Raw genomic sequence first — 12,711 nt, forward strand, 5'->3', positions numbered from 1 at the left:
GCGTGTGGAGCTGCGCGATTTCCAGGATAAGGCGGGCGGCTATTCGTTTTTCCCCGAGTCGTTCTTTTTTCTCGGCGTTCTGCTGTACGGATGGCGGGAGCACGTGCGCATCGACGGATTTGCCGCGCTGGGACTGTTGCTGGTCTTTCTCGTGTTTCGCGACATGGCGGGCGCGCGGGTGCTGTTTTATATCGCGTTCGTCTATGGCGTGCTGTGGATCGGCACGACGCCGTTATTGCGCAACTGGGTGCCGCGCCGCGATTACTCGTACGCGATCTACCTGTATGGCTTCATGGTTCAGCAATGCGTGGCGGCGATCGCACCGGCCATGCCGCCGATGCTCTCGGTCGTCGTCAGCGCGCCGTTCATCCTCGCGGCGGCGGCGTTTTCTTCGCGCTGGATCGAGCGTCCCGCGATGGCCTTGTGCCGCGCGTGCATTGCGCGCAGCACGGCGAGGCAACTCGAACGCCGCAAGCGCGAGGCACGCGACGGTTCGACGCAGATGGCCCATTTGAGCGTTCGTTGGCCGCCGCTTTTAAGTTGCCGCGCATCTGACGGCGCATCTTCAGGCGTTGCCGGCCGCGCGTTCGGCTGCTTCGATCGTGTTGACGAGCAGCATCGTGATCGTCATCGGGCCGACGCCGCCGGGCACGGGCGTGATGTGGCCGGCCACTTCCTTGACGTTCGCGAAGTCGACGTCGCCGCACAGCTTGCCGTTCTCGTCGCGGTTCATGCCGACGTCGATGACGGTCGCGCCGGGTTTCACCATGTCGGCCGTCAGCGTATTGCGCAGGCCCGTCGCGACCACGACGACATCTGCTTCGCGTGTGAACGCGCCGATGTCGCGCGTCCTGCTGTGGCACATCGTGACCGTTGCGTTGGCTTGCAGCAGCAGCATGGCCATCGGCTTGCCGACGATGTTCGAGCGCCCGATCACGACGGCGTTCGCGCCGTTCAGGTCGATGCCGTAAGCCTCGAACATCTTCATCACGCCATACGGCGTGCACGGGCGGAACAGCGGCTTGCCCGTCATCAGCGCGCCGGCATTCGCGACGTGAAAGCCGTCGACGTCCTTCTCCGGCGCGATTGCTTCGATCACCTTGTGGCCGTCGATGTGCGCGGGCAGCGGCAGTTGCACGAGAATGCCGTGAATCTTCGGATCGCGGTTGAGTTCGTCGATGCGCGCGAGCAGACCGGCTTCCGTCAGCGTCGCGGGATAGCGGTCATACGACGAGAACAGACCGTTGTCCTCGCAAGCCTTCACCTTGTTGCGGACGTAGACCTCGCTCGCCGGATTGTCGCCGACGAGCACGACGGCGAGCCCCGGTTGATGTCCGCGGGCGGCGAGGGCGGCGGCGCGAGTGGCGACGTCGGCGCGCAAGGTCTTGGAAAGGGCGGTGCCGTCGATCAGTTTGGCTGTCATGGTCGGTCGAGAATGGGCGTGTCGGAATGCGGGCGGGGCGGACAGGCGCAGGGCATGGAGACAAGTTGCCGCGCATGCCGCGCGTCGTGCGTGCTGCTTGCGCGTTTGCGGCCCTCGCCGTGGCGGATGCTGCGCATCGCGCGATTGACGCTGGCGGGCAGGAACCCGTCGCGTGCCGCAAAGCGCCCGGCGCGAAAACCGCGCCGCAGCGAAGTTCGACATTATACCGTCGGGGATGGGATCGGTTTGGGGTGCGCGGCGGGAATGTGAAGCTACCTGGCCGCGAGCCGAAACGCTCGCAACGGCGGGCGAGCCAGTCGCGCTTTCATACCAAGGCCCGACGCCGGCCGCCCATGCGGCGTCGGGGCTCGACGCAGATTCAGCGGGCGGTCACGGCTGCGCTGCCTGCCACGACGAATCGGGATTGAACGACGTGATCGCGCCCGCGACGCGCGCCGTTTGCGGCCCGAGATTCTTCTGAAAGACCTTGCCGTTCTGGTTGACGATGAAACTCATCACGCCCGTCTTGCCGTATTCCGCTGGCCACGCGACGAGGCCGAAGCCTTTCGACAGCACGCCGTCCTGCAGATAGTTCTGCGCGCCGCCATCGGCTGCCGCGCCCTGCGACGTGAGGATGCGGTAGTGATAGCCGTAGTAGGCTTCGCCGGGCGCGATCTGATGAGGCATCGTCGCGGCGAGCGGGCCCAGGGGGCTGTCGGGCTCGCCGGGTGCGGTCGGCCAGTACAGGCCGTCGCGCTTGCCGGGTGAGCTGATGAATTTCTGCGCGTAGTGCTGCATCTGGCCGCGATAGTCGTTCTGCGCGTCGACATAAGCCTGCGACGTGAGAATCGCCGCGCGCTCGTTGCGGCCGATGCGGCGCGTGAGCATCTCGTCGGTGGCGGCGGGCGTATCGAATTGCCAGCCGCGCGCCGTTTGCACGATGGGAATGGGCAGCGTCCAGCCGCCATCCCCGACGGCCAGATGCACGCTCTTGCGGCCGTGGTGGGGCGTGGGATCGTCGACGAGGTGATGGCCTTTCGCCCATTGCCCGAGGAATGCGTAGATGTCGTCTTCGCCGATATTGGTGGTCGGAATGTAACGGCCGAAGTTTTTGCCGAGCACCTTTTCCATCGCCGGCTGGTCGTTTGTCGAGAGCGCATTGGCGAACGCTTCGGCGGCCGCATCGGGCGACGGATAGACCGCCTGCGCGGCAGCAGGCTGCGCGACGGCGAAGAGCACCGCGACTGCAGCGACCGTGAGCGCGTGCGAAACGCGCCCGGTAGTCGCGTGTGCCGCGCATGGTTGTGCGGAATGCGGGGCGCGCAGTGCGCCGCGAGTCGAGTTGCGGATCATGTGTGCCTCCTGTGTCGTCGTTTAGCGGCGATGGAAATGTCCGCCGCCACCGCCACCGCCACCGCCGCCGCCGAAACCGCCGGCGCGGCCGCCGCCGCCGAGATTGCCGCCTCCACCTCCGCCTCCGCCATGGAAGCCGCCACCCTGGCCGCCAGCCGCGCCTCCAGCGCGACCGCCTTCGCCCCGTCCGCCGCCGAACTGCTGTCCGCCGCCGCCGGCGCCCGGCCGATTGTTCGCGCCGTTGCTCGCGAGCGATTGACGGCTCGATTGTCCTCGCTGGAGATCCTGCCGCGAGCCGGCTGCGTCGCCCGAACCGCGCAACGCGTTGTCACGGTTCAGATTCTGTGCGCTGTTGCGGACCCCTTCAGCGCCAGCGCCGCCCTGATGAATGTTCTGCACGCGCTGACTCGCGTTGCCGCTCAGGTTCTGGCCGGTTCGGTTCTGCAGCGTCTGCTGCGCCTGAGCACGCGAGGCGTCGCGGCCGCGATACTGGTCGCGCTGCGCAGAGAGATTGGCGTTGTTCAAATTGGCGTTGTTGCGATTGAGATTCGCGTTGTTGCGGTTGATGTTCGCGTTACGGTTCCAGTTCGCCGTGGTGTTATTCGAGGTGATCCGGTTGTTGACGTTGATGTTGTTGTAGCGATTGACGTTGATGTTCACGTCATGATTGTTCCAGTTGAAGCCGCCCCACAGCGAGTTGGCGACGGCGATGCCCGCGCCGAATGCGAGCCCCGTCATGAAGCCCGATGCGATGGCGTAGCCGGGCGGCGGCGGCACATAGACGGGCGGGTAGGCGGGATACGGCCACGTACCGTAGACGACGGTCGGATTGTAGGTGGGCACGTAGACCACTTGCGGATTGGCGGGCTCGATCTGGATCGTGTTCTGCTCGACGATCACCTTCTGCTGCTCGCTCGACTTCAGATTGCCTGCCGACTGCGCCTGTTTGCGCAAGCGCTGCACCGAGTCCATCACGTCGTTGGGCTGCGCGAGAAACGCGTTGCCGAGTTGCGTAACCCAGTCGGGCTTCGACGCCATCGTCGCGAGCACCTGTGGAAACGCGACGAGCGACTGCACGCTCGGGTCCCACGGCTCTGATGCGACGGCTTTCACCGCGTCGTCGCCCTTGTACTGCGTGTTCGCTTTCGACCACGCGGCGGCCGCATCGACGTCCTGCGGAAATGTCGCGGCCATTAGCACCTGCGCAAGCAGCGCGTCAGGATAGAGCGCAATGGGCGCTGTCAATGAATCGAGCTGCTGGTTCGACACCTTGGCGGGCGTCTGGGCGACGGCGTCAGTCGGCGCGACGACACCCACGGCGAGCGGCAAGCCCGCAAGCGCCGCGCAAATGAGCCACGCGCGCGACCTGTACGGTCCGTAACGTTTCACGATGAAAACCTCCTTGCTGCGTTATGTACTCGATGGCGGCCGGGTAACGCCGGATCGCCAGGGTATGGTGTTGTCGCAATGGAGCGATGAGCGGACGACGGTGTGTGTCGACTGATAATGGAAGTGGATTGCCCGCGCAAGCGCGGCGATGGTGTTGCATGCGACGTGCATCATGGCTGGCGATACTCGCGGCGCGACCGCGCTACGCATGTCCAGTGTCCGTCAGGCTGCCGGAAGATTTGTATGTAAATTAGGAAGCAAAGTCGCCGCTGTCAATGCGGGATCTCAAGACACGGGACGAGAAGCGACGCGGCGGTCTCTGGCTGCCAGCGACGGCAAACGAGGCGCGAGGGCCCGACCGGAAACGGGAGTAAAACGCGGAAGTGAAATTCGGTTGGGACCGCTAATGAATCGGGCGCGGAACGCGACGGGCGGAATCGTTTGCGGCCGGCTCAAGACCGAGAGGAGGTGGCGTCGCGCGACGTTGGCACCTGCATGCGCCCGCGCACGTCAATCGCGCGGGCGTGGATCGCGGCCATCCGACGACGGCCGCCGCAATACGACGTACTGCGGATGTACTGCGGCTTACTGCGCCTGTTGAGGCTTGTTTGACAACGCGAGACGCAGCAGATCGGCGACCGTGTTCACGTTGAGCTTTTCCATGATGTTCGCGCGGTGCGCTTCGACTGTCTTGATGCTGATGCCGAGGTCGTCGGCGATCTGCTTGTTCAGACGGCCCGCGATGATGCGCTCGAGCACCTGATGCTCGCGCGCCGTCAGCTTGCCCAGACGCTCGGCCGCGGCGCGCTGCTGCTGGACGCTGCTGCTTTCGCTGCGCGCTTTGTCCAGCATGCGCTCGACGAGCTTGCGCAGTTCGGCTTCGTCGAACGGCTTTTCGATGAAATCCATCGCGCCTTTTTTCATCGTCGACACGGCCATGGGGACGTCGCCGTGACCCGTCACGAAGATGATCGGGAGCAGCGTGTTGTCGGCGATCAGGCGCTCCTGCAGTTCGAGCCCGCTCATGCCCGACATGCGCACGTCGAGAATCAGGCACGCGATCTGGCCGGGATGCTGATGCGGCTGCCAGGCGTCGATGAACTGCTCGGCGCTCGAGAAGCACTGCACGCGATAGCCGTTCGCCTCCAGCAGCCAGCGCAGCGAATCTCGCACCGCCTCGTCGTCGTCGACGACAAACACGGTTTCCTGTGTGGTAACTGGGGTGTTCATAGCTCTCCCGTAACGGTTTGTGGTGTCGGCGCCTCGGACCCGCCGTTGCTCGGGCCGTCAGGCTCTCCAATAGGCAGACTGCAATGGAAAGTGGCACCCGTGATATGGCCGTCGGACTCGACGTTGTTCACCACCCACAGGCGTCCGCGATGCGATTCGATGATCGAACGGCAAATGTTCAGCCCCATGCCCATGCCGTCGGACTTGGTGCTGTAGAACGGTTCGAAGAGGCGCTCGGCCGTGGCTTCGTCGACACCCGGACCCTGATCGACGACGCTGATGCAGACGAAGCCCGAATCGAGCCTCACGACCACGCGAATGACGGGATCGACGGCGTCGGGCCGTGCGTCGTGCATGGCTTCCGCGGCGTTCTTCAGCAGGTTCACGAGCACCTGCTCGATCAGCACCGGGTCGACGTAGATCACGGGCAGACGCGAGCGCATGTCCGTCACGATGCGAATGCGGCGCTTGCGGGCCTCGATCTCGGCAAGACCGACGGCGTCGGCGACGATGTCGGCGACGCGGGTGGCCTGGCGTTTCGGTTCGCTGCGTTTCACGAATTCGCGGATGCGCTTGATGATCATGCCGGCCCGAACCGCCTGCTGCGCCGTCTTTTCGAGGACTGGTAACAGGTTGTCGGGAGTTGTCCGACCAGATTTAACCAGCGCGACGGTTCCAGAGCAATAGTTATTGATGGCCGCGAGAGGCTGGTTTAGCTCGTGCGCAAGCGACGACGCCATTTCGCCCATCGTCATCAGGCGGCTTGTGAACTGCAGCTTCTCGTCCTGCTGGCGTGCGAGTTCCTGCGCCTGCTTGCGCGTGGTGATGTCGGTGGCGATCTGCATTTGCGCAAGATGGCCGTCCACCCACTGGATGTACTGCCGACGCACTTCAAACCACTTCTGGATGCCTTGCACGTAGACTTCCTGCGCGTCGGCCGTACTTTCGGTGAGCGCGGTGGCGGGCAGGCCGGCGAACGCGTCGACCATGTCGATCGAATCCGACGATGCCGCCGAACTGTCGAAACCGCCGCCGCCCGCCAACTCCAGATGACCGTCCGGGCGGATGCCGAACAGGTGCCGGTAGTAGCGGTTGGCGAACAGCAGTTCGGCTTCGTCGGCGGCGAGCACGGATACGGCGGCGTCGAGGCTTTCGAGCACCGTCGTGAAGCGCTCGTGCGCGGCGGCGAGTTCTTCGCGCGCGCGTTTGGGCTCGGTGATGTCGGTCATCGACGACATCCACCCCGTCTGCCGGCCCGAACTGTCGATCAGCGGCGACACGTAAAGCCGCGCGTGGAACAGCGAGCCGTCCTTGCGGCGCACGCGCAGCTCGAAACCGGACGAGGGCGCCTTGCCGCGCAACGTCATGTCGAGCTGACGCTGCATTTCCGGGTACGAATCGCGCGGCCAGTACGGAAACGGCGCGTTCTTGCCGACGAGATCGCTCTCGTCCCAGCCAGTCATCCGGCAGAACGCCGGATTCACGTGCGTGATGCGGCCGTGCATGTCGAGCACGCGCATGCCGATCAGCACGGAGTTTTCCATCGCGCGGCGGAAGAACGCTTCGGCGTACAACGCCTGCTGCGCCTCGAAGCGCTGGCGCGTGTGCTTCCAGAGACTCCACAAGCTCCACAGCACGAAGCACGACAGCCCCGCGACCAGCCACACGAGCGTGTTGTTCGTGAAGTTGGTCATCTGCGGATACGCGTACACGCGCACCGACACGCCCTGTCCCGGCGGATCGAGCGGCAGGTCGTAGTAGGCGTCGCGCGGCAGGCGGGGGCGCGTCGACGTGGTGGCGAGTTCCCGGTTGTTGATGTCGATGATCGAAATCTTGTACTTCGCGGACAGCTCAGGCGGGATGTCGCGCTTCAGTATCCCTTCGATCGAAAATACGGCCGCGACTGTGCCGAGAAAGTCGCGGTCGCGGTAAACGGGCGTCTGCAGCGTGATGTAGCCGTTGCCGACGTCGTCATATATCAGCGGCGAGTAGACCTGGCGGCGCGTGTTCTTCGCTTCGGCGAAGGCGGCCTTGACGGCCTCGTCCATCTGCTGGTCGTTGGGTTTGGCGAGGCGCTGCCCGAGCACGGGCAGCTCGTTGTTCGGCCAGCGCGGCTGCTGCGCGCCCGTGTACCAGTTCATGTAGAGGATCTCGGGATGCCCCTGCATGATGTCGGCCGTCGACGTCTGGAAGTAATGCGAGTCGGTATGGCCCGTGGCCAGATCGCGCGCGAGCGCCTGAAGCTGTTCCTGCGCGCCCGTCATCGACAGGCGGATCTGCTGCTGTGCCCACGCGACGTTGCGGTAGAGCGTGTCTTCCTGCTGCTGCTGCTCGCGCCGGTTCAGGCTCCACAGGATCAGGCTCATCACCACGAGGAAGACGAGGATCGACAGCAGCGGCGTCAGCAAATAGGAATTCGACCACCACGGTCCGTGGTGCCAGCGGGACGGCGACGAATCCGCCGACGGTCCGGCAGAGCGCGCCGAGCGTGCGAAAAGCCGATCGGTCAACATGGCTGGCATTGTAGCGCAGCGGCTGACACGCAAATGACGCAAAAAAGAGGTGAAAGTCACGCAATTCGGCGCAAACTAGCCGACGTACTTGCTGATGGGCAGTCAAACCAGGGTGCGCCGCAGCATTTTTCCGCATTATGAGAAAGACTCTCGTAATCCGAAAATTTCCTTGCGCAGGCGTTGTGGGCCTTATTACAATCGGCCGGAAGCTGCCGCGGTCGTCGTTCGTCCGCGTCGCCTGTTCACAGAGCGTTCCCATATCCAGGAGACGAGCATGTCCGCTGTACCTGACGAAGTCCTGAAGTACGTCGCCAACGCCAAAGACGATAGCGACCCGCAAGAAACGGCCGAATGGCTCGAAGCCCTAGATGGCGTGATTTCTGCTGTTGGACCCGACCGCGCTCACTACCTGATCGAGAAGCAGATCGAATTTGCCCGCGTGCACGGCGAACATCTGCCTTTCTCCGCCAATACCCCGTACATCAACACGATCCCCGTCGCCAACCAGGCCAAGATTCCGGGCGACCAGGACATCGAACACCGCATTCGCTCGTACACGCGCTGGAACGCGATGGCGATGGTGCTGCGCGCCGGCAAGGAAACCAACGTCGGCGGCCACATTGCATCGTTCGCGTCGGCGGCGACGCTGTATGACGTCGGCTTCAACCATTTCTGGCACGCGCCGTCGTCCGAGCATGGCGGCGACCTCGTGTTCGTGCAGGGCCACTCGTCGCCGGGCGTCTACTCGCGCGCGTTCCTGCTCGGCCGCCTGACGCAGAACCAGCTCGACAACTTCCGCCAGGAAGTCGGCGGCGAGGGCATTTCTTCGTATCCGCACCCGTGGCTGATGCCGGACTTCTGGCAATTCCCGACGGTCTCGATGGGCCTCGGTCCCATCATGGCCATCTATCAGGCGCGCTTCATGAAGTACCTGCAGGCGCGCGGCATCGCCAAGACGGACGGCCGCAAGGTGTGGGCATTCCTCGGCGACGGCGAGACGGACGAGCCGGAATCGCTCGGCGCGATCGGCATGGCCGGCCGCGAGCGTCTGGACAACCTCGTGTTCGTCATCAACTGCAACCTGCAGCGCCTGGACGGCCCGGTGCGCGGCAACGGCAAGATCATCCAGGAACTGGAAAGCGAATTCCGCGGCGCCGGCTGGAACGTCATCAAGGTGATCTGGGGCAGCCGCTGGGACGCACTCTTCGCACGCGACAAGTCGGGCGCGCTGATGCGCCGGATGATGGAGGTTGTTGACGGCGAATATCAGACGTACAAGTCGGAGTCGGGCGCTTACGTTCGCGAGCACTTCTTCAACACGCCGGAACTGAAGGCGCTGGTGTCCGACTGGTCGGACGAGGACGTGTGGAACCTGAACCGCGGCGGCCATGATCCGCACAAGATCTACGCGGCGTTCAAGGAAGCGACGCAGGCCAAGGGCCAGCCGACCGTGATCCTCGCGAAGACGATCAAGGGCTACGGCATGGGCGAAGCGGGCCAGGCGATGAACATCACCCACCAGCAGAAGAAGATGCAGGTGGAGGCGCTCAAGCATTTCCGCGACCAGTTCCGTCTGCCGATTTCGGACGACGAGATTGTGCACGTGCCGTATCTGACCTTCGAAGAAGGCTCGAAGGAACTCGAATACATGCGCGCCCGCCGTCAGGAACTCGGCGGCTATCTGCCGGCGCGCCGCCAGAAGGCGGAATCGCTGCCCGTCCCGGCGCTCGACGCATTCGAGCCGCTGCTGAAAGGCACGGGCGAAGGCCGTGAAATTTCGACGACGATGGCGTTCGTCCGTATCCTCAACATCCTGTTGAAGGACAAGGCGATCGGCAAGCGCGTCGTGCCCATCGTGCCGGACGAATCGCGTACCTTCGGCATGGAGGGTTTGTTCCGTCAGATCGGCATCTGGAATCAGGACGGCCAGAAGTACGTGCCGGAAGATTCCGACCAGTTGATGTTCTACCGTGAGTCGGAAACGGGCCAGATCCTGCAGGAAGGCATCAACGAAGCAGGCGGCATGTCGGACTGGATCGCAGCGGCGACGTCGTATTCGACGCACGGCGAGATCATGATCCCGTTCTACATCTTCTACTCGATGTTCGGCTTCCAGCGCATCGGCGATCTGGCATGGGCGGCGGGCGACATGCGCTCGCGCGGCTTCCTGCTGGGCGGCACGGCAGGCCGCACGACGCTCAACGGCGAAGGTCTGCAGCACGAAGACGGCCACTCGCTGCTGTGGGCGGCGTCCGTGCCGAACTGCATCAGCTATGACCCGACGTTCGGCTACGAACTCGCCGTCATCATGCAGGACGGCCTGCGCCGCATGGTGCAGGAGCAGGAAGACGTGTTCTATTACATCACGGTGATGAACGAGAACTACGAGCACCCGGCGATTCCGCAGGGCGAGCATGTGGCGAAGGACATCATCAAGGGCATGTACGCGTTCCGCAAGGGCGCCGACAACGCGAAGGCGCCGCGCGTGCAGCTGATGGGCGCGGGCACGATCTTCAACGAAGTGATCGCCGCCGCCGACCTGCTGAAAAACGACTGGGGCGTCGAAGCCGACCTGTGGAGCGTGCCGAGCTTCACGGAACTGGCCCGCGAAGGTCACGAAGTCCAGCGTCAGAACCTGCTGAACCCGCTCGGCGAGAAGAAGCTCTCGCACGTCGAGACGCTGCTGAAGGACGCGAAGGGCCCCGTCATCGCGTCGACGGACTACGTCCGCGCGCTGGTCGACCAGATCCGCGCGTTTGTGCCGCAACGCTTCGTCGTGCTGGGCACGGACGGCTTCGGCCGCTCGGATACGCGCGAAAAGCTGCGTCACTTCTTCGAAGTCGACCGCTACTGGACCACGGTCGCTGCGCTGAACGCGCTCGCCGACGAGGGTACGATTGAGCGCAAGGTCGTGGCCGACGCGCTGAAGAAGTACAACCTCGATCCGTCCAAACCCAACCCGATGACCGTGTAAGGCATCGCCCGCGAGCCCCAAATGCGCACCTCGCCGCCCGAAGCGGGCGGCTGAGGTGCGCGCGGCCCTGGAGACAGAAAACAATGAGCCAAGCGATCGAAGTCAAGGTACCGGATATCGGCGATTACAAGGACATTCCTGTAATCGAGGTGCTGGTGAAGGCGGGTGACACCGTCGAGAAAGAGCAGTCGCTCGTCACGCTGGAATCCGACAAGGCGACGATGGATGTGCCGAGCCCGGCGTCGGGCACGGTCAAGGAAGTGAAAGTCAAGCTTGGCGACACGGTGTCGGAAGGCACGCTGATCGTGCTGCTCGACGGTGAAGGCGCGGCCGCCGCGAAGCCCGCGCAAGGCAACGGTGCAGCCGCTCCGGCGCCTGCGCCCGCACCCGCTGCGGCACCCGCGCCGGCGCCCGCTGCTGCAAAGAGCGGCGGCGTGCAGGAAATCAAAGTCCCCGATATCGGCGACTATAAAGATGTGCCCGTGATCGAAGTGGCCGTGAAGGTCGGGGATCGCGTGGAGAAGGAACAGTCGCTTGTCACGCTCGAATCGGACAAGGCGACGATGGACGTGCCAAGCCCGGCCGCCGGCGTCGTCAAGGAACTGAAGGTCAAAGTGGGCGACAACGTGTCGGAAGGCACGCTGATCCTGCTGCTCGAAGGCGAAGGCGAAGGCGGCGGTGCGGCCGCGCCCGCTCCCGCGCCCGCCGCTGCGAAGCGGGAAGAGGCGCCGTCGGATGCGCCTGCTGTGCCGTCCCCGGCGCCCGCCCAGCCGTCCGCGCTCGCTCAGGCGCCCGTGATCCCCGCAGGCGAAGGTGGCGCACATCGCGCGAGCCACGCGTCGCCTTCCGTGCGCAAGTTCGCGCGCGAACTGGGCGTCGACGTGTCGCGCGTGCAGGGCACGGGACCGAAGGGCCGCATCACGCAGGACGACGTCACGGCGTTCGTCAAGGGTGTGATGACGGGGCAGCGCGGGGCGCCGGCTGCTGCAGCGGCACCCGCGGGCGCAGGCGGCGGCGAACTCGGCCTGCTGCCGTGGCCGAAGATCGATTTCACGAAGTTCGGTCCGGTCGATCCGAAGCCGCTGTCGCGCATCAAGAAGATTTCCGGCGCAAACCTGCACCGCAACTGGGTGATGATCCCGCACGTCACGAACAACGACGAAGCGGATATCACCGAGCTGGAAGAACTGCGCGTCAAGCTGAACAAGGAAAATGAGAAATCGGGCGTCAAGTTCACGATGCTGGCGTTCGTGATCAAGGCCGTCGTCGCGGCGCTGAAGAAGTTCCCGACGTTCAACGCGAGCCTCGACGGCGACAACCTCGTGTTCAAGCAGTACTACCACGTCGGTTTTGCAGCCGATACGCCGAACGGTCTCGTCGTGCCCGTGATCCGCGATGCGGACAAGAAGGGTCTCGTCGATATCGCGAAGGAAATGACCGAGCTGTCGAAGCTCGCGCGCGAAGGCAAGCTCAAGCCCGACCAGATGCAAGGCGGCTGCTTCTCGATCTCGTCGCTGGGCGGCATCGGCGGCACGACCTTCACGCCGATCATCAACGCGCCTGAAGTGGCGATTCTCGGTCTGTCGCGCGGCTATCAGAAGCCTGTGTGGGACGGTAAGCAGTTCGTGCCGCGTCTCACGCTGCCGCTGTCGCTGTCGTATGACCATCGCGTGATCGACGGCGCCGAGGCGGCGCGCTTCAATGCGTACCTTGGGTCGATTCTTGCCGATTTCCGGCGTGTGATTCTTTGATTGTTGTCAGGTTGCCGCTGGCGCTTGGGTTCCGTTTTGATGCGGTTGTTCAAGCGCCTCCGTTGAACCTGCGTTCGC

At 64.3% G+C, this 12,711-nt stretch carries 8 protein-coding genes; 2 read left to right on the forward strand and 6 right to left on the reverse strand.

The window, feature by feature from the left end; all coding sequences use genetic code 11:
- Positions 1-297 precede the first annotated feature (297 nt).
- The 6 genes from H3V53_RS10780 to fixL form a co-directional block, all read right to left on the reverse strand.
- The gene (locus H3V53_RS10780; RefSeq protein ID WP_336597903.1) at positions 298-450 is read right to left on the reverse strand and encodes a hypothetical protein; all 153 of its coding nucleotides are present in this window, start codon (positions 448-450) and stop codon (positions 298-300) included.
- Positions 451-565: 115 nt separating this feature from the next.
- Positions 566-1,423, reverse strand: a complete 858-nt coding sequence (gene folD / locus H3V53_RS10785) for a bifunctional methylenetetrahydrofolate dehydrogenase/methenyltetrahydrofolate cyclohydrolase FolD (RefSeq protein ID WP_336597904.1) — start codon at positions 1,421-1,423, stop codon at positions 566-568.
- A 390-nt stretch (positions 1,424-1,813) separates the two neighbouring features.
- Positions 1,814-2,776 carry a DUF2950 domain-containing protein gene (locus tag H3V53_RS10790; RefSeq protein ID WP_336597905.1) on the reverse strand — a complete coding sequence of 321 codons (963 nt, stop codon included), beginning with the start codon at positions 2,774-2,776 and terminating at the stop codon, positions 1,814-1,816.
- Between the two features lie 21 nt (positions 2,777-2,797).
- The gene (locus tag H3V53_RS10795) at positions 2,798-4,165 is read right to left on the reverse strand and encodes a DUF3300 domain-containing protein (protein ID WP_336597906.1); all 1,368 of its coding nucleotides are present in this window, start codon (positions 4,163-4,165) and stop codon (positions 2,798-2,800) included.
- A gap of 585 nt (positions 4,166-4,750) precedes the next feature.
- Complete coding sequence (fixJ, locus tag H3V53_RS10800) at positions 4,751-5,395, reverse strand: oxygen response regulator transcription factor FixJ (protein WP_007586834.1); 645 nt, start codon at positions 5,393-5,395, stop codon at positions 4,751-4,753.
- Positions 5,392-7,908 carry an oxygen sensor histidine kinase FixL gene (gene fixL / locus H3V53_RS10805; RefSeq protein ID WP_336597907.1) on the reverse strand — a complete coding sequence of 839 codons (2,517 nt, stop codon included), beginning with the start codon at positions 7,906-7,908 and terminating at the stop codon, positions 5,392-5,394. The genes fixJ and fixL overlap by 4 nt, the downstream gene beginning before the upstream one ends.
- 274 nt (positions 7,909-8,182) lie before the next feature.
- On the opposite strand from fixL, the gene aceE reads away from it, so the two are divergent.
- Together aceE and aceF are read left to right on the forward strand one after the other, a co-directional pair.
- Positions 8,183-10,882 (forward strand): pyruvate dehydrogenase (acetyl-transferring), homodimeric type, encoded by a 2,700-nt coding sequence (aceE, locus tag H3V53_RS10810; RefSeq protein ID WP_336597908.1) that lies wholly within the window; start codon positions 8,183-8,185, stop codon positions 10,880-10,882.
- A gap of 83 nt (positions 10,883-10,965) precedes the next feature.
- Positions 10,966-12,633, forward strand: coding sequence for a dihydrolipoyllysine-residue acetyltransferase (aceF, locus tag H3V53_RS10815; RefSeq protein WP_336597909.1), 1,668 nt, complete (start codon positions 10,966-10,968; stop codon positions 12,631-12,633).
- Positions 12,634-12,711: the final 78 nt, after the last annotated feature.

The organism is Paraburkholderia bengalensis (assembly GCF_037126505.1).
Taxonomy (GTDB): domain Bacteria; phylum Pseudomonadota; class Gammaproteobacteria; order Burkholderiales; family Burkholderiaceae; genus Paraburkholderia; species Paraburkholderia bengalensis.